We start from the raw sequence: 25,703 nt of genomic DNA, 5'->3' as shown, positions 1-25,703 counted from the left end.
GGAAAGCCAGCTCCCCCGGCTTTCCCCACATATTCCCTTCCCGAGATCGAGAGACTTCCATGAAACAGAACCTTATCGCAGGTGACTGGGTCGACGGGCTGGATGCCGTCGAGAACCGCAACCCCGCCGACATTTCCGAAGTAATCGGCCTGTTCGCCCGTGCGTCGGCGGACCAGGTGGATCAGGCCGCACAGGCCGCCCGCGCGGCATTGCCGGGGTGGGCCAATGCCTCGCCACAGGTGCGTTCGGACCTGTTGGAGGCGATTGCGCAGGAGTTGTTCGCGCGAAAGGAAGACATTGGTCGGGTTCTCGCGCGGGAAGAAGGCAAGACCCTTGCCGAAGCCATCGGTGAAACCGCTCGTGCGGCCCAGATTTTCCGCTTTTTCGCAGGCGAAGCGATCCGCGTGGCAGGGGATGCCATAGCGTCGGTGCGCCCGGATGTGGATGTTGATGTCGTGCGTGAACCGGTTGGTGTGATTGGCCTGATCACGCCCTGGAACTTTCCGATTGCCATCCCGGCGTGGAAGATCGCGCCGGCGCTGGCCTATGGCAACACGGTGTTGTTCAAGCCGGCCGATCTCACACCGGCAAGCGCGCATATCCTGTCGGAGATCATCCACTATGCCGGATGTCCTGCGGGTGTGTTCAACCTCGTGATGGGGCAGGGATCGGTTGTTGGCAATGCGATTGTGTCCCACCCCGAGGTTGATGCGGTGTCCTTTACCGGCTCGGTGCCGGTGGGCCGCAACCTCGCGGTCGAGGCGGCGAAGGGCATGAAAAAGGTGCAGCTCGAGATGGGCGGCAAGAACCCGATGGTCATCATGGATGACGCGGACATGGATATTGCCGTGTCGACCGTTTTGAACGGGGCGTTCTTCTCGACCGGTCAACGCTGCACGGCGTCGAGCCGGATCGTGGTGCAGGCGGGCATTCATGACGCTTTTGTCGAGCGTCTTGCCGCCGAAGCGCAGGCGTTGAAGATCGGCAACCCGCTCGATTCTTCGGTGCAGATGGGGCCGGTGGTGTCGGAGAAACAGCTGTTCAACAACCTCAGCTATGTGGACGTGGCCAAGCATGAAGGTGCCGAGGTGATTGGCGGGGAACGTCTGGCGCTGGAGACCGAAGGGTATTTCCAGGCACCTGCGATGTTCGTGAACGCGACCAACGAGATGCGCTCGAGCCGTGAAGAGATCTTTGGCCCCTGTGCCAGCATCATCAAGGTATCGGATTTCGATGAAGCGCTGGCGGTGGCAAATGACACCGAGTTCGGGCTGAGCTCGGGGATCTGTACCTCGAATCTCAAGTTTGCGCGTGAATTCAAGCGTCTCAGCGAGGCGGGCATGGTGATGGTGAACCTGCCGACGGCGGGAGTTGATTACCACGTGCCCTTTGGCGGGCGCAAAGGATCGTCCTTTGGTTCGCGTGAGCAGGGGCGCTATGCGGCGGAGTTCTATACCGCTGTGAAAACCGCCTACAGCTTTGCGGGGTGAGGTGATGGACTTTCAGTCGGTCGGGGTGATCGGAGCCGGGCAGATGGGCAACGGGATTGCCCATGTCTGTGCGATGGCAGGGTATGATGTGGTTCTCAACGACATCTCGCCCGAAGCCCTGACCGGGGCTGTGCAGCGGATCGAGAAGAATACTGCGCGGCAGGTTTCGAAGGGGCAGATTTCGGAGGAAAGTCGCGCTCTGGCATTGCAGCGGATCAGGACCACGACCGACCTTGGGTCGGTCGGCGGGTGCGACCTCGTGATTGAGGCAGCGACCGAGCGGGAAGTGGTCAAGGACCAGATTTTCGCGGGGTTGCAGGCGTCATTGGCGCCGCAGACGGTGCTGACCACGAATACATCTTCGATTTCAATCACCCGGCTGGCGGCCAAGACGGACCGGCCGGAGCGGTTCATGGGGTTTCATTTCATGAACCCGGTGCCGATGATGAAGCTGGTGGAGTTAATCCGGGGCATCGCAACGTCGGAAGAGACGTATCAGGCGATGCTGACCGTGGTGGGCCGGCTTGGTAAAACCGCGGCAAGTGCCGAGGATTACCCGGCTTTCATCGTGAACCGTGTACTGATCCCGATGATCAACGAGGCCTGCTATGCCTTGTACGAGGGTGTCGGCAACGTCCAGAGCATCGATGCGGCGTTGAAGCTGGGCGCGAACCATCCGATGGGGCCGCTTGAGCTGGGTGATTTCATTGGTCTGGATACGTGTCTGGCGATCATGAACGTGCTGCATGACGGGTTGGCAGACACCAAGTATCGCCCTTGCCCGTTGCTGGTGAAATACGTTGAAGCCGGATGGCTTGGGCGGAAAACCAAGCGCGGTTTCTATGACTATCGTGGTGAGGTTCCGGTTCCGACCCGCTGAGGCAGCGGGCCGGAATTTGCGTGATCAGGCGTTGATGTCCTGTGGTAGCAGGTCCTGCGGCATGTTCTGGTAGCAGACGGGGCGTAGGAAGCGGCGGATTGAGAGGGTGCCGACGGAGGTGGCCCCGAAGTTTGTCGACGCCGGGTAGGGGCCGCCGTGCACCATGGTCTCGCTGACCTCGACGCCGGTTGGGAAGCCGTTGGCCAGAATACGGCCTGCCTTGCGTTCGAGGATGGGCAGGAGTGTTGCGGCGGATTGAACGTCGTCTGCCTCGATGTGAAGGGTGCAGGTGAGCTGGCCTTCGAGATTCTCGGCAAGTTCGCGCATCTCAAGGATCGAGTTTGCGGTTACAATCAGGCCAAGAGGGCCGAAGACTTCTTCTGCGAGATGCGGGTTCTGTAGCCAGTTTTCTACCGTGGTTTGGTAGAGATTGGGGCTCGCTCTGCGTGGGGCGCTTTGGGTGGTTAAGATCTCGTGCACCCCTTGCGTTGCGGCCATCTGAGCCTGACCACTTTGGTAGGCGGAGGCGATACCGTCGGTGAGCATGGTTTGAGGTGGAACTTCAGCCAAGGCGGCGCGGGCGGTTTCTATAAAGGCTTCTGCCTCGGGGCCTTCGGGCAGAACCACAATGCCGGGGTTGGTGCAGAACTGGCCGGCCCCCATGGCCAGAGAGGCGGCCCATCCCCTGGCAATGTCCTCACCGCGGATTTCGAGGGCGGAGGGGAAAACGAACATAGGGTTCACCGAGCCGAGTTCACCGAAGAACGGGATCGGTTCCGGGCGGGCGGCGCAGAGATCGAAAAGGGCGCGCCCCCCGGCCAGCGAGCCGGTAAACCCGACCGCCTTGATGAGCGGGTGCTGTACCAGCGCTGCACCGGCGGCGCGGTCGTTTCCCTGGATCAGGCTGAAGACGCCGGGGTGGATGTTGCAGGACTGGATTGCGGCATGGATGGCCTCGGCGATGATTTCGCCGGTGCCGGGGTGGGAGTCGTGCCCCTTGACGACAACGGGACATCCTGCGGCGAGGGCGGCGGCGGTGTCGCCACCGGCGGTGGAGAAGGCGAGCGGGAAGTTGGAGGCACCGAAGACGGCGACGGGGCCGATCGGGCGCTGGATCATGTGCAGATCGGGACGTGGCTGGGGCGTGCGATCCGGCAGGGCGGGATCGTGGCGGCGATCAAGGTAGTCGCCTTTGCGGATGTGATCTGCAAACAGGCGCAACTGGCCGGTGGTGCGGCCGCGTTCGCCCTCAAGGCGGGCTTTGGGTAGGCCAGTTTCCTGTGTGCCGATCAAGTTGATCGCTTTGGCGCGGGCTTCGATTTCGTCCGCGATGGCGTCAAGGAGGGCGGCGCGCTCAGAGCGGGAGGAATATCCGAAGCTCCAGAATGCCTCTTCCGCAGCGCGGGCGGCGGCGTCGACGTCCGAAGCACGTCCTATGGCGAAGTCATATTCAGGGCCAAAGGCAGGTTGGGATGAAAAGGTGGTGTCGCCTGCAATCCAGTTGCCAGCGATCAGGTGTTTTCCATGTGGGGTAAAGGTCATCGGGTCCTCGGGAGAATCATTTATGGATAATGTATCCAAAATCCCGATGCGCGCAAGGAGTCGCGCAAACGCTGCCGTCAGTCTTCGTCGGCAGCCCGTTTTGCGGCGACCATTTCCAGAAGCTGATCCTTGGTGCGGCGGATGTGGTTGTCGAGAAGGGCGCAGGCTTCGTCGATCTTGCCGGCCTGAGCGAGGGTGAGCAGGCTGCGGTGTTCTTCCTTGGCCGGGTCCCGCTGCTTCATCACGCTCAGGTGCATACGGACATAGCGATCAGACTGAAGGTTGATGCGATGCAGCAGATCGTTTGTCAGACGCCGTCCGGCAGCGGCATAGAGATTTGAGTGATAGTCGTAGTTAAGCGCGCCCCATTTGCTCACGTCGTCGGCGTCGTAGGAGGCTTCCATCTCATCAAGGATCTTGTCGCAGCGCGCAAAGTTGGTGGAGGTCATCAAGGGGATGGCGCGGCGGAACAGATCGACTTCGAGCATGATGCGCAGGTCGAAGATCTCGCCGATTTCCTCGAGCGAGTGTTTGGTAACCTGTGCGCCCCGGTTGTTGGTCAGCTGCACAAGGCCTTCGGCATCCAGACGCTTGAGGGCTTCGCGGATCGGCATGCGCGAGACCTCGTATTCTTCGGCAAGGGCCTCCTGACGGATGGTTTCGCCCTCGGCGAGTTCGTTGCTCAGGATGCGTTCGCGCAGGTCATTCGCGATGACATCGGGAAGGCTTTGTCTTGAAATTGCACGTTTGCCCGCCATGAGCCCGTCTCCGCTCTTTGCCTGAATTTTGGATACGAAGTGTCCTTTGAGTTTGATTAATAAATCAAAAGGCGAGCGGAGATGAAAGCCCAAGACGTCAAAATAGCCTCATGGGATGTTGTATCCATCGAGTTGCCCGCCTGGATCAGGCGCCCCAGGTGTCGCTCAGGCGGTAGCCGCCGGGCCAGGGATCGTCGGGGTCGAGCATGTGTTGATGGATGCCGGTGATCCACCCCCGGCCAGAGATTTCGGGCACGATGGCGAGGCGGTCTCCGACAGATGTTGTCTCGACGATGCGCCCTGAAAACTTTGATCCGATGATCGAGATGGCATCAAACGTCTGACCGGGGTGCATCTCTCCCTTGGCGGCCATCAGGGCCATGCGCGCGGAAACGGCGGTGCCGGTGGGGGAGCGGTCGACCTTGCCGGGTTGAATGGCGACGGCGGATTTGCCGCTCAGGCCGGTTTCGGTTGTGGAGAGCGGGCCACAGAAGGCGCAAAAGGAGATGTGATCCCAATCCGGATTTTGCGGATGGGAGAACCCCAGTTGTTCGTTGGCGGCATTGGTGATCGCGACGCCGGTGCGGGCGATGTCCTTGGCCTCGCTTTCGGTGATGCCGAACCCAAGCGCGGCGGCATCCACGACAACGAAGCTATCTCCGCCATAGGCCGTGTCGACGGAGAGGGTGCCAAGGCCTTCGACTTCGAGAGGCACGGCGATCTTGTCGGCGAAGCTCGGGACGTTCTGAACGAAGATACGCTCGGCCTTGCCATTGAGGCACTCGGCGCGGACACGGACAAGGCCGCCCGGCGCTTCGAGGGTAAGGTGGGTGACAGGTTCCTGCATCGGGAGGATGCCGCCATCCAGAAGAACGGTCGAGACGCAGATGGAGTTGGAGCCTGACATCGGCGGCGTGTCTTCGGGTTCCATGATGATCCACGCGGCATCGGCCTCGGGGTGTTTGGGCGGGACCAAGAGGTTCACATGGCGGAAGACGCCGCCGCGGGGTTCGTTCAGGACGAAATTTCGCAGCGTCTGATCTTCGGCGATGAAGCTGCGCTGATCCCAGAGGGTGTCACCGGGGGGAGGGGCCACCCCGCCCACGATGACGTCGCCAACTTCGCCTTCGGCATGGGCCGAGATCACGTGGATGGTTTTAGTGCTGCGCATGGGAGCTCCTGAAGGTTGCTGCCGTATTTGGGCCTAATTGGACGGTGAAAAGGGGCATTCGGCTGGCTTGTTCACGACATGGGATTGCAAGAGGCGACTTGGTCAGAATCGATCCGGTGCGAAGGCTGAAAGGTCGAGTTGCGGGGTTTGATGGGTGGCCAGGTCGGCGACAAGTTCGGCTGTGCCGGCGGATTGGGTCAGGCCAAGGTGGCCGTGTCCAAAGGCGTAGAGGACATTGGGGGACTTGGGGGAAGGACCGATGACCGGAAGGCTGTCGGGGAGAGAGGGGCGGAAGCCCATCCATTGGGTGCCACCACTGGTGTTAAGGCCGGGCAGGAACTCTGTCGCTTTACGCAATAGAATATCGGCGCGCTTGTAGTTGGGCGGCAGGGTCAGGCCGCCAAGCTCTACGGCGCCACCGATGCGCACGCCGCCGCCGATCTTGCTCGCGACAAAGCCGTGGCTTGAGAACGTCAGGTGCGTGCGCAGGTCAAAGGCGCCGGGGGGCAGGGTGGTGTTGTAGCCGCGTTCGGTTTCCAACGGAATTTTGTCACCCAGTGTGCGGGCAAGGTGGTGCGACCATGCCCCCGCACAGATGACCGCCTTGGCGGCGTTGATCGGGCCATCGCCGGTGTCGAGGCGAACGCCAATGGCGTCGGAGTGGAGGGCCGTGATGTTTGCGGTTTCGATCTTGCCGCCGCGCGCGAGGAAAGTCTGCGAGAGATGCTCGGTCCAGGCTTTTGGATCGGTGGTGTTCATCCACGACGGGGTGAAGGCCGCATGGGTGAAACGCGGATCGAGGCCGGGCTGAATCTCGGCAATGGCTTCGGCAGAGTCAAGTGTGTCGATTGCGATCCCGTGATCGCGGCGGGCCTGAATGCCCGCTTGGTTGGCGGCGAACTCTTGGGCGCCTTCGTAGAGTTGCAACTGGCCTTCGCGTTGCATCATGTGTTCACCGTCCGTTGCGGTGATTTGGCGCTGCAAGGCGGATTTGCTGTGATCCATGAGCGCGGTCTGGGCCGTCATCGAGGTGGCGTAGCGGTCGGGCCAGCTGGCGCGCCAGAAGCGGAGCATCCATGGCGCGATTTTCAGGGCGTAGGATGGCGGGATCGAAAGCGGGCCGAGCGGATCAAGCAGCCACTTGGGGGCCCTGCGCATGATTCCGGGGGTGGCGAGGGGGATGATCTCGGTAAAGGCAAAAGCGCCGGCGTTGCCCTGAGAGGCTTCGGTGGCGACACCGCCGCGATCGAGGACGTGAACCGAGAGCCCGCGCGTTTGCAGGGCAAGCGCGGCGCTGATGCCAACGATCCCGGCACCGACGACGATGATTTCTTGTGACATGTTTGGCCTTTGTTGATCCGGCGAACTGCCGGGCACATTCCGCGAGAACGGACCGCCCGGCAAGGGTTTATAGTGCGATGCCGTCCCTGAAGGGGTCGGCCGCGTCGAACATGAGGTGGGTGTTGGCCGTCACGAAGGCCTGACCGGTGATCGTGGGAAGGACACCACCGTTTGGTCCGGGTTGGTAGGACAGGCGGTAGGGGCTTCCAATCACGCTTTGCTGAATGATCTCCTGACCCGGTGCGAGGGTGCCCCTTGCGGCGAGGCTGGCAAGGCGGGCGGAACTTCCGGTGCCGCAGGGCGAACGGTCATAGGTGTCATCGGGACACAGGACGAAGTTGCGGCTGTGGATGCCGGGGGTGTCCGCTCGCTCCTGGAACACGACGTGATCAATGGGTTCGCCGGCCTCGCCCCCCAGCCCAGCCGCATTGGCTGCGTTGCGGATGGCGATGCCGGCGTCCGTGAGTGCGCGAATGTTGGCCGGTGTCACGGGGATCGGGCTTGGGTCGATGATGTAGAACCAGTTGCCGCCGTAGGCGATGTCGCCGGTGATGGTTTCCAGCCCCTCAACTCTGACTTGGGCGTCTGCCTGCACGAGGCGGCTTTCGACATTGCGCACGGTGACCGTGTTGGCGTCGGACAGCGTGACTTGGACGATACCGGCTGGGGTTTCGATCTTGTGTGTGCCGATGTCGATGCGGCCGAGATGGGCGAGGGTGACGGCAAGGCCGATGGTGCCGTGACCGCACATGCCCAGAACGGCCCCGGCGTCGAAGTAGATCACGCCGGTTGCGCAGGACGGATCGGTTGGCGGCACGAGAAGCGCGCCAACCATCGCCGGTTGGCCGCGGGGTTCCCGCATGACCGACAGGTAGAAATCTGCGTGGTCACTGGCCAGCCGTCGCGCGCGTTCGGCCAGCGGCCCCGACCCGAGGTCGGGACCCCCGTCGAGGATCACCCGCGTGGGTTCTCCGCCGGTGTGACTGTCGATCACATGCATTCGCTGATGATCCCGCCTTGCGCCGACCAATCGGCAAACCATGCGCGGAACTGGGCGTATTGCTGTTCGCAATAGTTGCGCTGGGCGTCGGAGAGGATGTCCGTCTCGACAAAGTGGCGGCGGTATTCGTCTTCACCGTTCAGCACGAGGAGGTGCTTGTAGTAGAGAACAAGATCGGTGCCTTCATCGAAGCTTGCCAGCACGGCAAAGGCTTCGTCCAACTCGCGGGCGCGCTGGCGGGCTTCGGCGTGACCTTCGGCGGCCTTTTGCGACAGCGCGGCGAGCAGCAGGGCCTCTTTCGGCAGGGCAGTGCCGATACCGGTGATCGAGCCGGTGGCACCGCAGTTGACAAAGCCGTGGTAAACCTCGGTGTCGACGCCGACCATCAGGGTGACCTGATCGTCGCGAGAGGTGATGTGTTCGGCGGCATAGCGCAGGTCTTCTTCGCCGCCGAACTCCTTGAAGCCGACAAGGTTCGGGTGTTCCGCGCGCAGTGCGAAAAACAGGTCGGCGCGGGTGGCAAAGCCGTAGACGGGGCTGTTGTAGATGATGGCCGGAACGTCGGGTGCTGCGGAGAGAATGGCCTTGAAGTGGTTTCTCTGGGCGGCGATCGACTGACCACGCGACAAGACACGGGGGATGACCATCAGGCCGGCGGCGCCAACCTTTTGGGCATGGGCGGCGTGGGCAACGGCAGAGGCGGAATTGATGGCGCCGGTGCCGACAACCACGGGAAGGCCTTCGGCGACAAGGCGTTCGACACCTTCCATGCGCTGGGCGTCGGTGAGCAGGGGCCAGTCGCCCATCGAGCCGCAGTAGACGACGGCGGACATGCCGGCCTGGATCATCTCGTGTCCTTTCCGGACGAGCGCGTCATAATCCGGGGTGCGGTCTTCTTTGCAGGGGGTCATCAGGGCCGGCATGGTGCCGGTGAAGATATTCTGTGACATTGGGGTCTCTTTACTGACTTGGAAACGGGAGGGCCGGGCGCGGGTCAGCGCACGTTGGCTAGAAACTTCTGGGTGTGTTCGGATTGGGCGTTGCCGAAGATCTGTTCGGGAGGACCGATTTCTTCCATGACGCCCTGATGGAAGAAGGCGACCCGGTCGCTCACGTCGCGGGCAAAGCCCATTTCGTGGGTGACGCAGATCATGGTCATGCCTTCCTCGGCGAGCATACGCATGGTTTCCAGCACCTCGCCCACGAGTTCGGGATCAAGCGCCGAGGTGGCTTCGTCGAACAGCATGTACTCGGGTTCCATCGCCAGTGCGCGGGCAATGGCGAGGCGTTGTTGCTGGCCGCCGGACAGGGCGCCGGGGTAGACATCGAGTTTTTCGCCAAGGCCCACGTGTGACAGCTGTTGGGCCGCGACGTCGCGGGCGTCGGCCTTGGATTTGCCTTTGACGATGCGCGGGGCGAGGGCGACGTTTTCAAGTGCTGTCAGATGCGGGAAGCTGTTCCACTGCTGGAACACCATGCCGAGTTTCTGGCGCAGTTTGTTGATGTCCGTGCCCTTGGCGTGAACGTCGGTTTCATCGACGACGACCTTGCCCTCCTGGATCGGTTCAAGCCCGTTGATGCAGTAGAGCAGGGTGGACTTGCCGGAGCCAGACGCGCCGATGACCGAGAGAACTTCGCCTTTCTGGACGTCGAGGTTGATGCCTTTCAGCACGTGCAGCGTGCCGAAGTATTTGTGCAGGTCACGAATTTCGATCATTGAGCCCACCTTTTTTCAAGTGCCGCGGCATAGCGCGAAATCGGATAGGACAGCGCGAAGTAGAACGCGCCGGCGAGTGTGAGGATGAGGAAGGGTTCCTGGGTGCGGGTGATGAGGATCTGGCTTGCCTTGAGGAGTTCGACGTAACCAAGCACTGAAACCAGCGCGCTGTCTTTCATCACGCCGAGCGCGACACCCACCCACGCCGGGAAGACGGCGCGGCCACCAATGGGGAGCACGACGTGACGCAGATCCTGCCAATAGGTCATGCCGAGGCTGCGGGCGGCGCGGCGCATTGGTGATCCGACGGCTTCGATGCCGCCGCGTGCCACGTTGGCGACAAGGGACGCGGTGTAGATCGTGAGGATGACAACGCCGGAGGCGAAGGGATCGAGGTTCAGCCCGACGATCGGGGCAAAGTTGTAGAACAGCACCAGCTGGATGATCAGCGGGACAGACCGGAAGATATCCAGGATCGGGGCGACGGTCAGGGTTGCGGCGAGTTTGCCTTCGTAGAGTATCCAGCCGAAGATCGCGCCGAGAACCGTGCCGATGGAGATGGACAGCAGGGAAATCCACATCGTGCGCAGGGCTGCTTCGCCAAGGAACCACAGGTCGTTGATGTTGAAGCCGCTGAAGAAGGTAACAGTGGGTTGCATGGAAATCTCCTCAGTAGCGGAACAGCCGGATCGCCAGTAGGCGCGAAGCTGCGAGGATGATTTTGACGATCACGTAGTAGATCACGGCGGTGATGGCGAAATACTCGAAGATGCGGAAGGTGCGGCTGGCGAAGAACTGGGTCTCGCCGCTGAGTTCGCGGAAGCCGACAAGCATGCCGAGCGATGACATCAGGACCGCCCAGACCATCTGGTTGGTGATCGGGTGATAGACGATACGAAAGACCTGCGGGATGACAACGCGGGTGTAGGCCTGCCATGCGGTCATGCCAAGCGACCGCGAGGCGCGCAGCTGGGTGTCTGGTACAGCCTGGAAGCCGCCCCGGAAGTTCTCGGCAAGGTAGCCGGCGCAGTTGAAGCTGAGGCCGGTCAGGACGATGAGATAGGGTGACAGGTGCAGGCCGAAGGCGCCAAGGCCGAAGCCGAAGAAGAAGAGCTGGAACAGCGCGGGGGTATTGCGGGCAACCTCGACCCAGGTGGAGGCCAGCCAGTAGAGTGGCCCCTTGAGGTGGAGCCGGATCAGCGCAAGGCAGAGGCCGATCACGATGCCGATGATCATCGCCAGAACGGCCACCTGAAGCGTCAGGAAGGCGGCGTCGATCAGGTCCGGCAGGCTTTTCATCACCGGGCGCCAGTGAAAGTTGTAGTCGAACATGGGAAATCCTTCCGACCATCGCCTGACAGGCAGGCGATGGCAGGTTTGGGAAAGTGAGGATCAGTACATCACGCCGGGAATGCGCAGTTCCGGTGCGTTGCCACCCACGTATTTGCCCCAGAGCTCAGCGTAGCGGCCCGAGCGCACCTGATGGGTCACGAAGAGGTTGAGGTAGTTGATCCATGTGACGTCTTCGCGCTTGCCAACAACCGAGGTGTAATCGGTGGTCCAGGGCATGCGGGGGCCAGCGAGGACGGAGTCATATTGCTGGGTGATCGGCAGAACGGCGGTGTTGGTGGTGATGCCGATGTCAGCCTTGCCCTGTGCTACGGCGAGAAAGACTTCGTTCTCGGACTGGTAGCCCTGATAGTTGCCTTCTTCGCCCCATTCGGCGGCGATCTTCAGCCATTCCTGCTCGGGCACGGTGCCGATAGCGGCGGCGACGCGTTTGCCGCGGATGTCCTCGAAGCTCTGGATGCCGCTGTCTTTGTTGACGACGCCCTGAGCGTAATAGATCGCGTAGGGAATGGTGAAGCCGACGGTGCGGGCGCGGGCAAGGCTATCGGAGGTTGCGCCGAAGACCACGTCGGCGCGGCCGGTGACGATCACGGGAAGGCGTTCGGCCCAGGTGACCGGCAGGATTTCCGCTTCGACTTCGAGAGCGGCGGCGAGGTCGTTGCAATAGTCGACGTCAAAGCCGGCGGGCGCGTTGTTGGCATCGCGGTATCCGATTGGTGGGAAATCAAGCACCACGCCACAGCGCAGGGTGCCACGATCCACGACATCATCCAGCGTGTCGGCAATAACGGGGGCGGTTGTGCTGGCCAGCAGAACGGCAGCGGCAATCATTTTCTTGATCATTTTTGGGGTTCCTCTCAGTTGGATGAATTATGGGATAAAGGATTTTGGATACAAAATCCATAATTAGAAAATTTTGCCAAATTTTGCTCTGAACTGCGGCTCAGGGGTGGAGTAAGATTTTGAAAGGGAAGGGGAAAGTGGCTGGTGCCGCGCATTTGCAGGCGCGGATCGTGTCGGGCGGGTTTGGACGCGCCGCGCGAAAATTTCGGACGGAGAAGGGGCGAACGTCGATGTGATTCGCGATGCGACCCCCAGAGGTTTTCCGGAGGTCGCTGGCTTATGCCGGGGTCAGACGCACTCGCGGTCCGCGATGTCGAGTGTGCGGTCGAGGATTTCGAGGCCGGTCATCAGGTCCTTTTCGGAGATGTTGAGCGGCGGCGTCAGGCGGATCACGTTCGAGAAGAACGAGAGGTAGAGGCCGTTGTTCATGGCAAAGCCCATCATCTCGGTCATCGGCTTGGCATCGTCCCCCTTGGCCGCGAATGGCACAAGCGGTTCGCGGGTTTCACGGTTCTTGACCAGTTCGATGCCGTTGAACATGCCCTTGCCGCGAATATCGCCAATCGAGGGGTGTTTCTCGGCGAGCTTGTGCAGTTCGGCGCGCAGCTTTTCGCCCATGGCGGTTGCATGGGTGAGGGTGTCTTCCTCCTGCATGGCGCGGATCGCGGCGACACCGGAGGCACAGGCCAGCGGGTGACCGGCGTAGGTGAGGCCGCCGGGCAGGGGATAGTCCCGCAGCCAGTCGTGCAGTTCGGTGCTCACCGACATGGTTCCGAGGGGTACGTAGCCCGAGTTGATGCCCTTGGCCGAGGTGATGATGTCGGGCTGAACGCCCCAATGATCGACGGCAAACCATTTGCCGGTTCGGCCAAAGCCGGCCATAACCTCGTCCGCGATCAGGAGGATGCCGTATTTCTCGCAGGTTGCCTTGATCGACTGGAGATAGCCGTCGGGCGGAACGAGGATGCCGTTGGTGCCGACGATGGGTTCGAGGATGACGGCCGCCACGGTGTTGGGGTTCTCGTACATCAGGAGTTCTTCGAGATGCGGTCCGCCCTGGGCCACAGGACAGTTCGCCGGATCGGTATAGCCGGTCGGCAGGCGGTAGAGGTAGGGGTCGAGCATCCGCACGATACCGGGCATGTCGGCGCGGGTCAGGTGGTGGCGCGGATCGCCTGTGAGCGAGAGGGTGCCGCCGGTTGCGCCATGATACGAGCGGTAGCGGGCGACAATCTTGGTGCGGCCGGTGTAGTGACGGGCCAGCCGGATTGCGGTTTCATTCGCGGCCGAGCCACCCGTGGTAAAGAAGGTCGACGAGATATTGGCCGGCGTTATGTCATTCATCAGCGCGGCCAGTTCCGAGCGCACGTCCGATCCCATCGCCGGGCCGATGTAGCAGAGCTTGTCCGCCTGATCCTTGATGGCCTGCACGATCTTGGGGTGCTGGTGGCCAAGGTTGGCGTTCACCAGCTGCGATTGGAAGTCGAGGTAGCGTTTGCCATCGCTGTCCCAGAACCACGACCCGCTGGCGCCGGTGATGACTCGGGGTTTGCCGCCCTGTTTCGACCAGCTTTGCAGATAGTGATTGGCGTGCATGTCCTGCACCCATTCTGGGTCATGTGACGGGTAGGCGTTGGAAAGATCGTCCATTGGTTTGGTCCGTTTGTTGGAGCGGTCGTTAGTCGAGTATGGCCGTGGCCTGGCCCAGGGCGTCAACATCCGGCGTGACGCCAAGGCCCGGGCCTTCGGGTGGGGTGATGCGGCCGTCCTTGCGGCTTGGCGCGTCGGGATCGAGGCGCGGGCCGACATAGTGGGACAGGTCGCAGGTGTTCATGATGCCGCGTGCGGGTGTCGAGGCGGCGAGGTGCAACAGGGCGGCCGTGGTGACGTCACTGCCCCAGGTGTCTTCGATGCACATCTGGGTCCCAAGGGTCAGGCACAGATCACGAATGCGGCGCATGTTCGAAAGACCGCCCATCTTGGACAGTTTCAGGGCGGCGGCGTCCATGCAGCCGGCCTGATGTCCGGCAATCACCGACGCTATGTCGTGCGCACTTTCGTCCAGCTTCATCGGAAGGCCGGTGGCGGCGCGGACGTGGGCGCATTCTTCGATGGTGGCGCAGGGCTGTTCGAGCATGATGTCGAGATGGGCGACGGCGCGGCCCACGCGGGTGGCGGTCAGGGCATCCGCGCCGCAGTTCCAGTCACCATAAACCAGAGGGCCGTCGCCCACGGCTTCGCGGACCTGCGTCAGGCGGGCGACATCGGCCTGCCAGTTGCTGTCGGCACCCAGTTTGACCTGAAACTGGCGCATGCCGAGTTCATAGGCTTCGCGCGCCATGCGGGCCATTTCCTGCGGCTCGACGCAGGTGATCGAGTGGTAGAGGGGCATGTCCTTGACCGCGCGCCCGCCAAGCAGCGCGTAGAGCGGCAGGTTGGCGGCCTGGGCTGTCAGGTCCCAGAGGGCGGTGTCGATCGCAGACTTGGCGTAGTCATGGCCGATGAGGTGTTTGTTCAGCCGTTCCATGAGGGCTTCGGGGCCAATCGGATCGGCGCCGATCAGCGCGGGTGTCATTTCCTCGAGTGCCGGGATGACACCCTTGGCGTAGGCGGGAAGATAGTGGGGGATCGGGCAGACCTCGCCCCAGCCGGAAAGGCCGGTATCGGTGTCAAGGCGAAGGACAACGGAAAGGGTCGTGTCGCAGGTTTTGCCCTCGGCCATGTAGTAGGTTTCATGGCTGGTCAGGGGAACTTCCCAAGCGGTGATGCGGGTGATTTTCAAGGGCGGCCTCCCGGTTGTTTATGAGTGTTTCCTGTCATCAGGCGCGGGTTTCGTAGGTGGCGACGGGTGCGCCAAGGGTGTCGAGGTCGGGGCTGACGCCGAGGCCCGGCAGGCTGGGTGGCGTGGCAGAGCCGTTGTTGTTGCGTGCGCCTTGGTTTGGCACAGGGTCGACCGAGAGGTGATAGTGGCAGAGCCAGCTTGCCAGACGGTTGGCGTCCGGGGTCGAGGCGGCGAGGTGGATTGCGGCGGTGTCGGCAAGGGCCGAGCCGCCCAGATCCTCGATGTGCATCTGCCAGCCGACGGAGACGCCGAAATCGCGGATCTGGCGGGCCTTGGTCAGGCCGCCGACGCGGTTAGGTTTGACCTTTACGCCTTCGCAGGCTCCCCGTTTCCATGCGTCGAGGTGATCGGAGAAGCTGTGCATGCATTCGTCGAGCATGATCGGATTGGAGACGCGGGCCGCCACATGGGCGCATTGGTCGAGGGTCTCGCAGGGTTGTTCGACCCAGTCGCGGGCCTTGGTGCTGTTCAGCACTTCGATGGCGACGGCGGGTTGCCATGCGCGGTTCACGTCGAAGGTGACCTTGTGCCCCTTGGGCAGGCCCGCCGAGATGGCTTCGATGCGGTCGATGTCCATGCCGATGTCGGTGCCGCCGACCTTGGCGGAATGCACGGTATAGCCCTTGGCCGCGGCCTTTTCGATCAGGGCGAGCATGTCTTCCGGTGTGCCGGTCGAGATCGAGGAGTTGACGAGAACGGGGGTCGCCTCGCTTCCGCCCATGAGTTGCCAGAGGGGAAGGCCTGCGGACTGGCCGAGGATGTCCCAGCAGGCCATGTCGATGGGGGACTTCACATAGGGGTGGCCGGGCAGCTGGATGTCCATCACCCGGTTGATGTGGTCAAGGCTGCGGGGGTCTTCCCCGATCAGGAAAGGCGCGAGCGTTTGAACGCCGGCACGGATGCCCGGGCCGTGGGCGGGCAGGTAGGTATGACCCCAAGGGCAACCCTCGCCCCAGCCGGTGATCCCGGCGTCGGTGTCGATACGGATGAACGTGCTGTCGAGCGTTTCGAATTTCAGCCGACCTCCCGAAAGCCAATAAGGCTCGGTCAGGGGCATGCCGAGTTGGTAGACCGTGATGCGGGTGATCTTCATCTGCGTACCGATTGGAAAGAGGAGAGCGGGGGCCGTGGCCCCCACCTGTTTGGTTTATTCCGCCGCTTGCAGCACTGCGTCGGTGCGCGGGCGTTCGGATTTGGGATCGTAGGCCGCTTCGCCAAGGATGCGCCCGTTGCGGGGTTCGCCTGCGACGATGACCTCGACTTCGGTGCCGGGTGTCGCGGCCTGCGGCTTTACATAGGCAAAGGCGAGGATCTTGCCGACGGTGTGGCCGTAGGCGACCGAGGCCGTTGCGCCGACCACTTCGCCGTCAACGCGGATGGCTTCGCCGCCGTGACCATCTTCGATGCCGTCGGGGTCGATCTCGAGGTAGGCGCAGATCCAGGGCAGTTCGCCGCTGTCCGCGCTGGCGCGGGTGGCTTCGACGCCGAGGTAGTCCTTGTCGAGTTTGACGAAACGCATGACGTTGGCTTCGGGCAGGGTGACTTCGTTGGTGAGCTCGCCTGCACCAGGGAAAGCCTTTTCCATGCGCAGGGAGTTCATGGCAAAGGAGCCGTAGTTCTCTATGCCGTGCGGTTCGCCGGCGGCCCAAAGCGCGGTGTAGACATCGACGCAGGCTTCGTCCGGCATGTGCAGTTCCCAACCGAGTTCACCGGCATAGGACATGCGGAAGGCCCAGACCTTGTGGCCTGCCACCGTGATTTCCTGTGCCGAGAGCCAGCGGAAACCGGCGTTGGACAGGTCGGCATCGGTGCATTGGGCCAGCACCTCGCGGGATTTCGGCCCGTTCAGGGACAAAGCCGACCAATCTTCGGAGAGCGTGGTGACGGAGACGGTCTCTCCCGCGAGGTTCTGGTTCAGGTGATCCACAAGGCGTTGTTCGAAGAAGGCCGCGCATACGAGGTAGTAGCGATCCTCGGCCATGCGCACGATGGTGGTTTCCAACTCGATACGACCGCGACGGTTCAGCATGTGGGTCAGCGTGATCGAGCCGTCTTTTTGCGGCATCTTGTTGGCCGTCAGACGATCCAGATAGGCATGTGCATCCGGGCCGGAGACTTCGACCTTGGTGAAGGCGGTCACATCCATGATGCCAACACCTTCCCGAACGGCCTTGCACTCGTGGGCGACCATGTCGAACACCTCGTTGCGGCGGAACGAGTAGTGATCCTGCTGCGCGACGCCATTGCGGGCGAACCAGCGAGGGCGCTCGTGGCCGAAGACCTCTTCGTAGACCGCGCCCTTTTTCTTGAGGATTTCATAGAGCGGCGAGGGTTTGATCGGGCGACCAGCGAGACGGTTGAAGTGCGGGAAGGGGATTTCGTGGCGCAGCTTGTAGTCTTCGTGGGCCTTGATCACCTGCCAGTCTTTCTTGGCGTAGTCACCGAAGCGGCGGGGATCGTAATCGCGCATGTTGATGTCAGCCGAGCCATGCACCATCCATTTCGCCAGTTCACGCGTCAGGCCGGGGCCCCATCCGATGCCGATCTGGGTGCCACAGCAGCACCAGTAGTTTTTGACACCCGGCGCTGGGCCGACCATTGGGTTGCCATCCGGCGGGTGCGAGATCGCACCGTGGACTTCGCGAGTGATGCCCAGTTCAGCAAAGATCGGCATGCGCTCGAGCGAGTTTTCGAGCCAGGGCATGACGCGGTCATAATCGGCTTCGAACAGCCAGTTTTCGTATTCCCACGGGCACTCATCGTGCCAGACCGAGTTCGAGTTCTCTTTCTCGTAGATGCCGATGAGACCCTTTTTCTGCTCCATGCGGATATAGCCGGAGACCATCTTGTCGTCGCGGATGACCGGCAGTTCGGTGTCGAGATCCTTGAATTCAGGCACGTCCTCGGTGACGAAATAGTGGTGGGTCATCGAGGTCATCGGCAGTTGCAGATCTGACCATTCCCCCATCTGGCGGGCATAGGTGCCGCCCGCGTTGACGACGTGTTCGCAGGTGATGGTGCCCTGTTCGGTTTCCACGACCCACTCGCCGGCATCGTTCTGAGTGATGTTGGTGGCGCGGCAGTGGCGGAAGATCTTTACACCCTTCTGGCGGGCGCCGGTGGCCATTGCCATCGTGACGTTTGACGGGTCCACGTGGCCATCGTCGGGGGTGTAGAGCGCGCCGAGCACACCGTCGAGATTGTAGTAGGGGTGCTTTTCGGCAATGAAGGCGGGGTCAACCAGTTCGATATTGAACCCCAGCGCGCGACCGACCGACAGGGTGTGGCGCAGCCAGTCCATTTCATCTTCGGTATAGGCCAGACGGAAAGAGCCACAGCCGTGCCAGGTGACGGCCTGGCCGGTTTCCTCTTCGAGGGTCTTTGAATAGAGGCCGATATTGTAATCAACCATCTTGCCGAGCCCGTAGGAGCTGGTCGAGTGGGTGATCTGGCCGGCAGCGTGCCAAGTGGAGCCACTTGTCAGTTCCGCCTTTTCCAAGAGCACGGTTTCCTCACCCCAGCCTTCATGGCCCAGGTGATAGGCCAGGCCGCAGCCCATGACGCCACCGCCGACGATGACGACTTTTGCGCGCGCTGGCAGTTCTTTTTTGGACATCGCAAATTTTCCTGTTCGAGAGTCGAAGATTTCTGTGGATTTGATATGCAAACACTTGTACCACGGTCAACAGAAAATGAAACAAATGATCGTACCAAGATAGCAAATGAGCCAAACAAGCGTATCAAATGCCGTGCTGGATCGCCTGTCGGAGGAGTTGGATGAGCTGACTCCCGAGGCACGCAAGGCTGCGCGCTATGTGCTTGAAAACCCAAGGGACGTTGGCTTTTTGACGGTACGAGAGTTCGCTGATGCCGCGAACGTGAAGCCAAATACGATTGTGCGGATGGCACGGCAGGTCGGTTTTGATGGCTATGACGACTTTCGCGAGCCGTTCCGCGAGGCTATTCGCGCCGGCACCGCCACCCTGCCGGACCGGGCCCGGTGGCTTCAGGACATCCAGAAGCGCGGCGGAATGGGACGTTTGTACGCTGACATGGCGACAAGCGCGTTGCGCAACGTCGAAGAAACCTTTGCGGCGGTCGATCAGGCAGAAATGAGTGCGGCGGCCAAGGCGGTTTGGGACTCGCGCAATGTCTATACGCTTGGGGTTGGTGTGAACCACGCAAACGCCAGCAACTTTACCTATCTTGCCTCGACGGGCATGACCCAGTTCCACGCCATTCCGCGCCCCGGGTCGACCAGCGTCGACGACCTTGCCTGGGCGGATTCGCGCGACGTGTTGATTGCGATCACCAGCCGCCCCTATCGAAGCGAAGTGATTGCGGCGGCCGAAATGGCCAAGGAGCAGGGCGTGACGGTGATTGCCTTGTCAGATTCGCCAGCTTCCCCGATTGCCCGCATCGCGGACCACAGTTTTATCATCGCGATGGACACGCCACAGTTTTTCCCGTCGTCCGTCTCAACTCTCGCACTTCTCGAAACCCTTCTCAGCTTTGTCATCGCGTCTGCGTCTGACGAGGTCGTTGGGCGCGTCGAGAAGTTCCATGAACGTCGCCAGCAACTTGGTTTTTATCAGGAGGATCCCTCATGAATGCGCCTTTGACCCATTCTCTTGAAGCACGCTACTACACCGACCCCGCCATCTTTGAGGACGAGATGCAGGGCCTGTTGACGCGCACTTGGCAGTTTGCGCTGCACAGCTCGGATATTCCGAACGTTGGAGACTATTTCGCCTTTGAAGTTGCCGGCCAGAGCCTGTTCGCAATCCGCGGGCGTGATGAGGTGGTGCGTACCTTCTATAATGTCTGTCAGCACCGCGCGCATGAAATGGTTGCGGGCAAGGGTAACACGCGGGTCGTGGTCTGCCCCTATCACCAGTGGACCTATGAGCTTACCGGTGGCCTGCGCGCCGGGCCGAACATCAAGAGCGTGCCGGGTTTTGATCGCGAAAAGATCTGCCTGACCGAAGTGCGCACCGAGGATTTCCACGGCTTCATTTTCGTGAACCTCGACAATGATGCCGCGCCGATGGACGAATGGTATCCGGGCGTGCGCGAGGAATTGGCCGAGTTCGTGCCACACATCGCCGACCTTAAGCCGCTGGAATGGGTGGAATGCCCCGAGAAGTGCAACTGGAAGGTTTCGGTTGAGAATTATTCGGAGTGTTACCACTGCCCGACCAATCACCCGACCTTTGCTGAGGGTGTTATCAAGCCTGAGACCTATGACATCCAGCCCGCCGACGAAGGCTATGTCCTGCGCCACATGACCGAATGTCAGAGCCTCGACAAGATGACCTATCCCATCGATCTCGAAAGCAATGCGCGGGCGGGGGATTACCAGAGCTGGTTCCTGTGGCCGATGTTCTCGTTCCAGTGCTATCCGGGCAACGTTCTGAACACCTATCATTGGCGCGCGGAAGACGTGAGCAACTGCACGGTCTGGCGCGGCTGGTACACCGAGGGTGGTCACGAGAGTGACGTGATCCGCGGCCTTGCAGTGCAAGATCGCGAAACCACGGTGGAAGAAGACATCCGTCTGGTTGAATCGGTACAGCGTGGTCTGCGTTCGAAAGGCTATGTGCCCGGTCCGCTGGTTCTTGATCCCGGTTGTGGCGTGATGAGCGAACATTCGATTGCCCGTCTTCAACAGTGGATGCGGGAGGCTGTGGACGGCTGACCCGGAAGACGCCAGCAGGGAAAGGTGAAGGTCTCAACGGCAATTCGATTTGGTTATTGCAATTCGAATGGTTGAGACGTTCGCGCTTTCTGTTTGATCACCTGAAATGGCGGATGAAGCAAGGAGGAGCTTTGACATGTTGATGCCGGAGAAGTGGACAGCGGAGCAGAAGCTGTTTCCCTACCAGGTGGGGTTTACCTGTCCGCCGTTTGACTATGACGCGGCGCCAAGTGACTTCCTGCGGATGTGTCCGGATACCGTTGGGGTGCATGGCTGGATGTTGCACGTGCCGGACTATGCGCACGGGCTGGATCAGCGGAAACAGAACTTTGGCATGATGGACGATTTCGTGCACTGCATGGCGCGCAACGGCGCGGATGTGGCGGCGCAGGTGGGGTCGAACTGGGTGCATGCCAGTGGGCTTGGCGTGGAGGGCATCCGCCAGCATTGCCAGGATCTTTCGGACAAACATGGCGTGGCGTTCCACATGGCGGGCTACGCCATGGTCGAGGCGCTGCGCGAGATGAACGTGGAGAAGGTCGCGCTGAATGGTGCCTATCACTGGCCGGGCTGGTGGCAGGGTACCGTCGGATTTCTGAAGGAAGCCGGGTTTGACGTTCTGTGGGCCGGTAACTTCGTCGATCAGGGCTGGTTCGAGACGCAGGAAGACGTGAATGCGCTGCGTTGGATCTTTGATGGCGATCTGGCGACCAAGAGTTTCGATTTCGTTGCCGACAAGGCACCCGATGCCGATGCCTATCTGATCAACGGCATGTGCAATTTCCGGCGGGACGACGGGGTGCCGCAGCGGCCGCTTCACCTGACCCGCGATCTCGAAGAGCGGTTGGGCAAGCCGGTCATCGGCCACGATACCGCGTTGTACTGGCGCATTTTCAAGACACTGGGGATTGCCCCCGTGACGCAGCAGGACCGTCTGCTGGAAAGCCTGAAATCCTAAGAGCCAAAAAGGCCGTTTCACAGGGAGTATGAACATGCACAAGATCGTTGCCCTTTGGGCGATCCCACGGTCGACCTCGACTGCTTTTGAATGGATGATGCGACAGCGTGGGGATCTTGATTGTCTGCACGAGCCGTTTGGTGAGGCCTGGTACCAGGGGGAAGAACCGCTTTGGCAGCGCTTCAAGCCGGGTGAAAAGACAACGCCGGGTCTAACGCTGGAAAGCGTGTGGGAGGATATCAAGGCGCGGGCCGAGAAGGGGCCGGTTTTTCTCAAGGACTTCCCGCACTACATCAACCATATGTGGACGCCGGAGTTCCTGTCGCATTTCACCCATGCCTTCCTGATCCGCGATCCGGCGAAAACCATCAGTTCGATGTACAACAAGTGGCCGGATTTCGATGAGGGGGAAGTGGGGTTCCCAGAGCAGCGCGCGCTGTTCGATCTGCTGACGGCGCTGGATGGGGGCAACCCGCCGCCGGTTGTCGACAGTGATGATCTTCTCGAGAACCCGCACGACATGACTGCGGCCTTCTGCGAGTCGGTTGGCATTCCCTTCATCGAAGAGGCCCTGAGCTGGCAGGCAGGCGGCGATCCTTCGGCGCACAGCTGGTGGGATGGCGGTTCTTTCCATGCCAACCTTGCCCAATCGACCGGCCTGAAGCCGCAGGTCCGCAAATACGTTGAGGTGTCGGACGCCCCGGAACGGGTGCAGCAGGTGCATCGCCGTATGAAGCCCCACTATGACCATCTCTATCAACACCGCATAACGCTCTGAGGAATATACTCGTGTCAGACATCAAACTTTATTGGCAGAACTACATCGACGGCGCCTGGGTCGATGGGGGTTCCGGCCGCATCAGTGTGACCAATCCTGCAACCGGCGGCCAAATAGCCGAACATGCGCTGGCGGATGCTGCCGACGTTGACCGTGCCGTCATGGCGGCGCGGCGTGTGCATCTGTCCGGCGTTTTGACCGACATGCGACCGGTGGAGCGGGGCCGTTTGGTTCAGGCCATGGGCAAGTACCTGCTGGACCATATCGACGAGATCGCGCCGGTTCTGACGCTCGAGCAGGGCAAGCCGCTTTGGGAAGCGCGGATGGAGGTTCAGGGGGCCGCGAGGTACTTTGAGTACTATGGCAATCAGGCGGAGACCGTGGAGGGGCGTTCGATCCCGCTTGGATCGGGCTATTTCGATTTCACAACTTACGAACCCTTTGGTGTTTCGGCGCAGATCATCCCTTGGAACTATCCTGTGGAAATGACGGCCCGGTCGCTTTCGGCGGCGCTAGCCACCGGGAACACGGTGGTGATCAAGAGCCCGGAGATGACACCGCTGACCAATGCCTGGTTTGCACATGCCGCCGAGGCCGTTGGCCTGCCCACAGGTGCCGTCAACATCCTGTGCGGCTATGGTCACGAGGCCGGGGCGGCCTTGTCCTCGCATCCGCAAGTGAACCAGATCGTGTTTACCGGTTCGGTGCCGACCGGGATCGCCATCGCCTCGGCTGCTGCGCGCAATGTCGTGCCCTGCGTTCTGGAACTGGGTGGCAAATCTGCGGCCATCGTGCACGACGATGCCGACCTTGCCGCCTTTGAGAATGATGTGCGCTGGGGTATCTGGTTCAACGCGGGCCAAGTGTGTTCGGCCATGAGCCGGGTGATCGTACACGAGAGCGTGCATGACGAACTTGTCGAGCGCCTGACCACGGTTGCAAACGGTCTGAGCGTCGGGGCGGGCATTGAGCGGCCCGAGTTCGGTGCCAACATGGGGGCAATGGTAAGCCACGGCCAGCGGGACCGCGCGGTCGGGATGGTGAATGACGCCATTTCGGCGGGTGCCCTTGCCGCCGCCGGTGGACATGCGCCCAATGATCCCGGGTCCTTTCTTGCACCCACCGTGTTGTCGGGTGTCACCCCGGATATGACCATTGCCCAGGAAGAAGTGTTCGGGCCGGTGCTTTCGGTGCTGAAGTTCCGCGATGACCACGAGGCGCTGGAGATCGCCAATGGCACACCCTATGGCCTTGTCGGCGGCGTCTTTACCCGCGACATCGACCGCGCCACCCGTGCCGCGCGCGACGTGCGTGCCGGACAGGTGTTCGTGAACGAATGGTATGCGGGTGGTGTTGAAACTCCGTTCGGCGGATACGGCAAATCGGGTTACGGTCGGGAAAAGGGGCGCGAGGCGCTCTGGAACTACGTACAGACCAAGAATGTCGCCATCAAACTGAGGGCCTGACCGGCAATGACCCAGCCAACCTCAATTCGCCAGGTCGTGGAAAACGGGCTTTGCATCGGCTGTGGCCTTTGCGAAGCCCTCGCGCCTGCGTGTTGGCGGATGGCGTACACCCCGGAGGGCCGTTTGCGGCCCTTGGCCCTGGCTGCGGGAGATGAAGCAGACATCCTTGCCGCCTGTCCCGGTGCCGTTGCAGCGGCCTTGCCGGGGCCTGCGCCGCAAGAAGACGGGATCTGGGGCAAGTACCATGGCATGACCCGTGCCTGGGCTGCTGATCCGGATATCCGCTTTCGCGCGGCCACCGGGGGCATCCTTACCGCATTGGGTGCCTATCTTCTGTCGTCGGGCAAAGCGCGTTTTGTGCTGCACTGCGCCTCTGATCCAGCTGCGCCGATGCAATCGACATGGGTGATGAGTGAAACGCCCCAAGACGTGATCCACGCCTGCGGTTCACGATACGGGCCGTCCGATACACTGGCCGGGCTGGAGGCTGCGCTTGCGCGGGGCGAACCCTTTGCCGTGATTGCCAAACCCTGTGACGCAGGGGCGATCCGGCAGCGGGCCAAGTCTGATCCTCGAATTGATGAACTGGTTGTGGCGGTGCTGGTGATGGTCTGCGGCGGGGCGTCCGACCTTGGCAAGAGCCGGGCCGTTCTGGACGAGTTCGACGTGGACGAGCGTGATCTCACCCTGTTTCGTTACCGTGGCTATGGCAACCCCGGTCCCACCCGGATCGAAACCCGGGACGGCATGGCGTTTGAAAAGACCTATCTCGACATGTGGGCGGACGAGTCGGGGTGGCGTATTCAGAGCCGCTGCAAGATTTGCCCGGATGCCATCGGCGAGGCGGCCGACCTGGCCGCGGCCGACATCTGGCCCGGCGGTGCACCGGTTGGCGAAGACGCGGGCTTCAACGGTGTGATTTCACGCAGCGCCCGCGGGCAGGCCGTGCTCGATGCGGCTGTTGCGGATGGGGCGGTTCGGCAGGACAAGGCGCTGACGCCACGCATGTTCGATGATTTCCAACCGCATCAGGTGCGCAAGAAGCAAAGGCTGGCGGCGCGTTTGCGCGGGCTGCAGAAGGCAGGCCAACCTGTTTTTGCCCACGAGGGCCTGCGTATCGAGGCCTTGGACACGCGGGACATTCAGGAAGAACAGGGAACGCTGGACCGCGCCAATGCGGGCCGCTTTACGGAAACCATGCCAACGGAGAATGAATAGATGGCTGACCTCTTCAACGAAGACCTTTTCCTCAAAGGCCTCGAGCAACGCAAAGGCACCCTTGGTGCCGAGTACGTGGAAAAGAACCTGGCTGCGGCGGACGAGTTTACCCGACCCTTCCAGGAAGCCATGACCGCCTGGTGCTGGGGCTTCGGCTGGGGTGACGACGTGATTGACGCCAAGACCCGCTCAATGATGAACCTCGCCATGATCGGTGCGCTGGGTAAGATGCATGAGTGGGAAATCCATTGCAAAGGCGCGCTGAACAACGGCGTCAGCAAGGAAGAGATCAGGGCAATCATCCATGTCGTTGGTATCTACTGCGGTGTTCCGCAATCGCTGGAATGCTTCCGCGTGGCGCGCAGGGTTCTCGAGGAGCGGGGCTTGCTCTGAGGGCATCAAATCACTGGCTATTCGGAGAGAGGTGCCTGTTCGGGTGCCTCTTTCGCGTTTTTGATGGAAGTGACTCGGAAATACGGGGGGCGACTCGCAGGTGATTCAACGCCCGATTCCGGACTTTTCTGGCCGATACTCCATCGAATAGTATCGAGGGGCTCCTCACCAACTAGATATGGTGGTCAGGTTTGCCGGGCTCTGGCGGTCAATAATGTGGCTTCCGCCTTATTTTTAAGGATGTTTGAATTTTTTGTA

23 protein-coding genes are annotated in these 25,703 nt (G+C 61.4%); 9 read left to right on the top strand and 14 right to left on the bottom strand.

Annotation, left to right across the window (positions count from 1 at the left end; all coding sequences use genetic code 11):
• Positions 1–59: 59 nt before the first annotated feature.
• Together ABWV42_RS19075 and ABWV42_RS19070 are read left to right on the top strand one after the other, a co-directional pair.
• Positions 60–1,490 carry an aldehyde dehydrogenase family protein gene (locus ABWV42_RS19075; RefSeq protein WP_353341575.1) on the top strand — a complete coding sequence of 477 codons (1,431 nt, stop codon included), beginning with the start codon at positions 60–62 and terminating at the stop codon, positions 1,488–1,490.
• A gap of 4 nt (positions 1,491–1,494) precedes the next feature.
• Positions 1,495–2,370, top strand: a complete 876-nt coding sequence (locus ABWV42_RS19070; protein ID WP_255110259.1) for a 3-hydroxybutyryl-CoA dehydrogenase — start codon at positions 1,495–1,497, stop codon at positions 2,368–2,370.
• 24 nt (positions 2,371–2,394) lie between these two features.
• Here ABWV42_RS19070 and ABWV42_RS19065 read toward each other — a convergent pair whose 3' ends face one another.
• The 14 genes from ABWV42_RS19065 to ABWV42_RS19000 all read right to left on the bottom strand — a co-directional run bounded on the left by ABWV42_RS19065 (position 2,395) and on the right by ABWV42_RS19000 (position 18,550).
• Positions 2,395–3,912: an aldehyde dehydrogenase (NADP(+)) gene (locus tag ABWV42_RS19065; RefSeq protein ID WP_353341574.1), complete on the bottom strand. Its 1,518-nt coding sequence runs from the start codon at positions 3,910–3,912 to the stop codon at positions 2,395–2,397.
• A gap of 77 nt (positions 3,913–3,989) precedes the next feature.
• Positions 3,990–4,670, bottom strand: a complete 681-nt coding sequence (locus tag ABWV42_RS19060) for a GntR family transcriptional regulator (protein WP_255110264.1) — start codon at positions 4,668–4,670, stop codon at positions 3,990–3,992.
• Between the two features lie 145 nt (positions 4,671–4,815).
• Positions 4,816–5,841, bottom strand: a complete 1,026-nt coding sequence (locus ABWV42_RS19055) for a trans-3-hydroxy-L-proline dehydratase (RefSeq protein ID WP_353341573.1) — start codon at positions 5,839–5,841, stop codon at positions 4,816–4,818.
• Positions 5,842–5,943: 102 nt separating this feature from the next.
• A complete protein-coding gene (locus ABWV42_RS19050) occupies positions 5,944–7,182 on the bottom strand; it encodes an NAD(P)/FAD-dependent oxidoreductase (RefSeq protein ID WP_353341572.1) in 1,239 nt (412 codons plus the stop codon).
• A gap of 67 nt (positions 7,183–7,249) precedes the next feature.
• The gene (locus ABWV42_RS19045) at positions 7,250–8,182 is read right to left on the bottom strand and encodes a 4-hydroxyproline epimerase (protein ID WP_353341570.1); all 933 of its coding nucleotides are present in this window, start codon (positions 8,180–8,182) and stop codon (positions 7,250–7,252) included.
• Positions 8,173–9,132 (bottom strand): dihydrodipicolinate synthase family protein, encoded by a 960-nt coding sequence (locus ABWV42_RS19040; protein WP_353341569.1) that lies wholly within the window; start codon positions 9,130–9,132, stop codon positions 8,173–8,175. Before ABWV42_RS19040 ends, ABWV42_RS19045 begins: the two co-directional genes overlap by 10 nt.
• A gap of 44 nt (positions 9,133–9,176) precedes the next feature.
• Positions 9,177–9,899, bottom strand: a complete 723-nt coding sequence (locus ABWV42_RS19035) for an amino acid ABC transporter ATP-binding protein (protein WP_353341567.1) — start codon at positions 9,897–9,899, stop codon at positions 9,177–9,179.
• Positions 9,896–10,558 carry an amino acid ABC transporter permease gene (locus ABWV42_RS19030; protein ID WP_353341565.1) on the bottom strand — a complete coding sequence of 221 codons (663 nt, stop codon included), beginning with the start codon at positions 10,556–10,558 and terminating at the stop codon, positions 9,896–9,898. The genes ABWV42_RS19035 and ABWV42_RS19030 overlap by 4 nt, the downstream gene beginning before the upstream one ends.
• 10 nt (positions 10,559–10,568) lie before the next feature.
• Positions 10,569–11,231, bottom strand: a complete 663-nt coding sequence (locus ABWV42_RS19025) for an amino acid ABC transporter permease (protein ID WP_353341564.1) — start codon at positions 11,229–11,231, stop codon at positions 10,569–10,571.
• 60 nt (positions 11,232–11,291) lie between these two features.
• Complete coding sequence (locus ABWV42_RS19020; RefSeq protein WP_353341563.1) at positions 11,292–12,092, bottom strand: transporter substrate-binding domain-containing protein; 801 nt, start codon at positions 12,090–12,092, stop codon at positions 11,292–11,294.
• 288 nt (positions 12,093–12,380) lie between these two features.
• Positions 12,381–13,742, bottom strand: coding sequence for an aminotransferase class III-fold pyridoxal phosphate-dependent enzyme (locus ABWV42_RS19015; RefSeq protein WP_353341561.1), 1,362 nt, complete (start codon positions 13,740–13,742; stop codon positions 12,381–12,383).
• Between the two features lie 28 nt (positions 13,743–13,770).
• The gene (locus ABWV42_RS19010) at positions 13,771–14,874 is read right to left on the bottom strand and encodes a mandelate racemase/muconate lactonizing enzyme family protein (protein ID WP_353341560.1); all 1,104 of its coding nucleotides are present in this window, start codon (positions 14,872–14,874) and stop codon (positions 13,771–13,773) included.
• Between the two features lie 37 nt (positions 14,875–14,911).
• Positions 14,912–16,027, bottom strand: a complete 1,116-nt coding sequence (locus ABWV42_RS19005) for a mandelate racemase/muconate lactonizing enzyme family protein (RefSeq protein WP_353341559.1) — start codon at positions 16,025–16,027, stop codon at positions 14,912–14,914.
• Positions 16,028–16,081: 54 nt separating this feature from the next.
• On the bottom strand, positions 16,082–18,550 hold the full coding sequence (locus ABWV42_RS19000; RefSeq protein ID WP_353341558.1) for an FAD-dependent oxidoreductase: 2,469 nt from the start codon (positions 18,548–18,550) through the stop codon (positions 16,082–16,084).
• A 106-nt stretch (positions 18,551–18,656) separates the two neighbouring features.
• On the opposite strand from ABWV42_RS19000, the gene ABWV42_RS18995 reads away from it, so the two are divergent.
• The 7 genes from ABWV42_RS18995 to ABWV42_RS18965 all read left to right on the top strand — a co-directional run bounded on the left by ABWV42_RS18995 (position 18,657) and on the right by ABWV42_RS18965 (position 25,445).
• Positions 18,657–19,544: a MurR/RpiR family transcriptional regulator gene (locus tag ABWV42_RS18995; protein ID WP_353341556.1), complete on the top strand. Its 888-nt coding sequence runs from the start codon at positions 18,657–18,659 to the stop codon at positions 19,542–19,544.
• Positions 19,541–20,632, top strand: coding sequence for an aromatic ring-hydroxylating oxygenase subunit alpha (locus ABWV42_RS18990; RefSeq protein ID WP_353341555.1), 1,092 nt, complete (start codon positions 19,541–19,543; stop codon positions 20,630–20,632). The genes ABWV42_RS18995 and ABWV42_RS18990 overlap by 4 nt, the downstream gene beginning before the upstream one ends.
• A 136-nt stretch (positions 20,633–20,768) precedes the next feature.
• A complete protein-coding gene (locus ABWV42_RS18985; protein WP_353341554.1) occupies positions 20,769–21,590 on the top strand; it encodes an aspartate racemase/maleate isomerase family protein in 822 nt (273 codons plus the stop codon).
• A 34-nt stretch (positions 21,591–21,624) separates the two neighbouring features.
• A complete protein-coding gene (locus tag ABWV42_RS18980) occupies positions 21,625–22,368 on the top strand; it encodes a sulfotransferase-like domain-containing protein (RefSeq protein ID WP_353341553.1) in 744 nt (247 codons plus the stop codon).
• 11 nt (positions 22,369–22,379) lie between these two features.
• The gene (locus ABWV42_RS18975) at positions 22,380–23,834 is read left to right on the top strand and encodes an aldehyde dehydrogenase family protein (protein ID WP_353341552.1); all 1,455 of its coding nucleotides are present in this window, start codon (positions 22,380–22,382) and stop codon (positions 23,832–23,834) included.
• A gap of 99 nt (positions 23,835–23,933) precedes the next feature.
• Positions 23,934–25,052, top strand: a complete 1,119-nt coding sequence (locus ABWV42_RS18970; protein ID WP_353341551.1) for a Coenzyme F420 hydrogenase/dehydrogenase, beta subunit C-terminal domain — start codon at positions 23,934–23,936, stop codon at positions 25,050–25,052.
• Positions 25,053–25,445: a carboxymuconolactone decarboxylase family protein gene (locus ABWV42_RS18965; RefSeq protein WP_255110305.1), complete on the top strand. Its 393-nt coding sequence runs from the start codon at positions 25,053–25,055 to the stop codon at positions 25,443–25,445.
• The last annotated feature ends 258 nt before the right edge of the window (positions 25,446–25,703 follow it).

This window comes from Pelagimonas sp. KU-00592-HH, assembly GCF_040369695.1.
In the GTDB taxonomy this organism is placed as follows: domain Bacteria; phylum Pseudomonadota; class Alphaproteobacteria; order Rhodobacterales; family Rhodobacteraceae; genus Shimia.
This window is presented reverse-complemented; position numbering and strand designations above follow the sequence as displayed.

What these genes read in the sequence shown, in the direction of transcription:
- ABWV42_RS19075 (WP_353341575.1), top strand. Translation starts at nt 60, where the DNA reads ATGAAACAGAACCTTATCGCAGGTGACTGGGTCGACGGGCTGGATGCC.
- ABWV42_RS19070 (WP_255110259.1), top strand. Translation starts at nt 1,495, where the DNA reads ATGGACTTTCAGTCGGTCGGGGTGATCGGAGCCGGGCAGATGGGCAAC.
- ABWV42_RS19065 (WP_353341574.1), bottom strand. Translation starts at nt 3,912, where the DNA reads ATGACCTTTACCCCACATGGAAAACACCTGATCGCTGGCAACTGGATT.
- ABWV42_RS19060 (WP_255110264.1), bottom strand. Translation starts at nt 4,670, where the DNA reads ATGGCGGGCAAACGTGCAATTTCAAGACAAAGCCTTCCCGATGTCATC.
- ABWV42_RS19055 (WP_353341573.1), bottom strand. Translation starts at nt 5,841, where the DNA reads ATGCGCAGCACTAAAACCATCCACGTGATCTCGGCCCATGCCGAAGGC.
- ABWV42_RS19050 (WP_353341572.1), bottom strand. Translation starts at nt 7,182, where the DNA reads ATGTCACAAGAAATCATCGTCGTCGGTGCCGGGATCGTTGGCATCAGC.
- ABWV42_RS19045 (WP_353341570.1), bottom strand. Translation starts at nt 8,182, where the DNA reads ATGCATGTGATCGACAGTCACACCGGCGGAGAACCCACGCGGGTGATC.
- ABWV42_RS19040 (WP_353341569.1), bottom strand. Translation starts at nt 9,132, where the DNA reads ATGTCACAGAATATCTTCACCGGCACCATGCCGGCCCTGATGACCCCC.
- ABWV42_RS19035 (WP_353341567.1), bottom strand. Translation starts at nt 9,899, where the DNA reads ATGATCGAAATTCGTGACCTGCACAAATACTTCGGCACGCTGCACGTG.
- ABWV42_RS19030 (WP_353341565.1), bottom strand. Translation starts at nt 10,558, where the DNA reads ATGCAACCCACTGTTACCTTCTTCAGCGGCTTCAACATCAACGACCTG.
- ABWV42_RS19025 (WP_353341564.1), bottom strand. Translation starts at nt 11,231, where the DNA reads ATGTTCGACTACAACTTTCACTGGCGCCCGGTGATGAAAAGCCTGCCG.
- ABWV42_RS19020 (WP_353341563.1), bottom strand. Translation starts at nt 12,092, where the DNA reads ATGATCAAGAAAATGATTGCCGCTGCCGTTCTGCTGGCCAGCACAACC.
- ABWV42_RS19015 (WP_353341561.1), bottom strand. Translation starts at nt 13,742, where the DNA reads ATGGACGATCTTTCCAACGCCTACCCGTCACATGACCCAGAATGGGTG.
- ABWV42_RS19005 (WP_353341559.1), bottom strand. Translation starts at nt 16,027, where the DNA reads ATGAAGATCACCCGCATCACGGTCTACCAACTCGGCATGCCCCTGACC.
- ABWV42_RS19000 (WP_353341558.1), bottom strand. Translation starts at nt 18,550, where the DNA reads ATGTCCAAAAAAGAACTGCCAGCGCGCGCAAAAGTCGTCATCGTCGGC.
- ABWV42_RS18995 (WP_353341556.1), top strand. Translation starts at nt 18,657, where the DNA reads ATGAGCCAAACAAGCGTATCAAATGCCGTGCTGGATCGCCTGTCGGAG.
- ABWV42_RS18990 (WP_353341555.1), top strand. Translation starts at nt 19,541, where the DNA reads ATGAATGCGCCTTTGACCCATTCTCTTGAAGCACGCTACTACACCGAC.
- ABWV42_RS18985 (WP_353341554.1), top strand. Translation starts at nt 20,769, where the DNA reads ATGTTGATGCCGGAGAAGTGGACAGCGGAGCAGAAGCTGTTTCCCTAC.
- ABWV42_RS18980 (WP_353341553.1), top strand. Translation starts at nt 21,625, where the DNA reads ATGCACAAGATCGTTGCCCTTTGGGCGATCCCACGGTCGACCTCGACT.
- ABWV42_RS18970 (WP_353341551.1), top strand. Translation starts at nt 23,934, where the DNA reads ATGGCGTACACCCCGGAGGGCCGTTTGCGGCCCTTGGCCCTGGCTGCG.
- ABWV42_RS18965 (WP_255110305.1), top strand. Translation starts at nt 25,053, where the DNA reads ATGGCTGACCTCTTCAACGAAGACCTTTTCCTCAAAGGCCTCGAGCAA.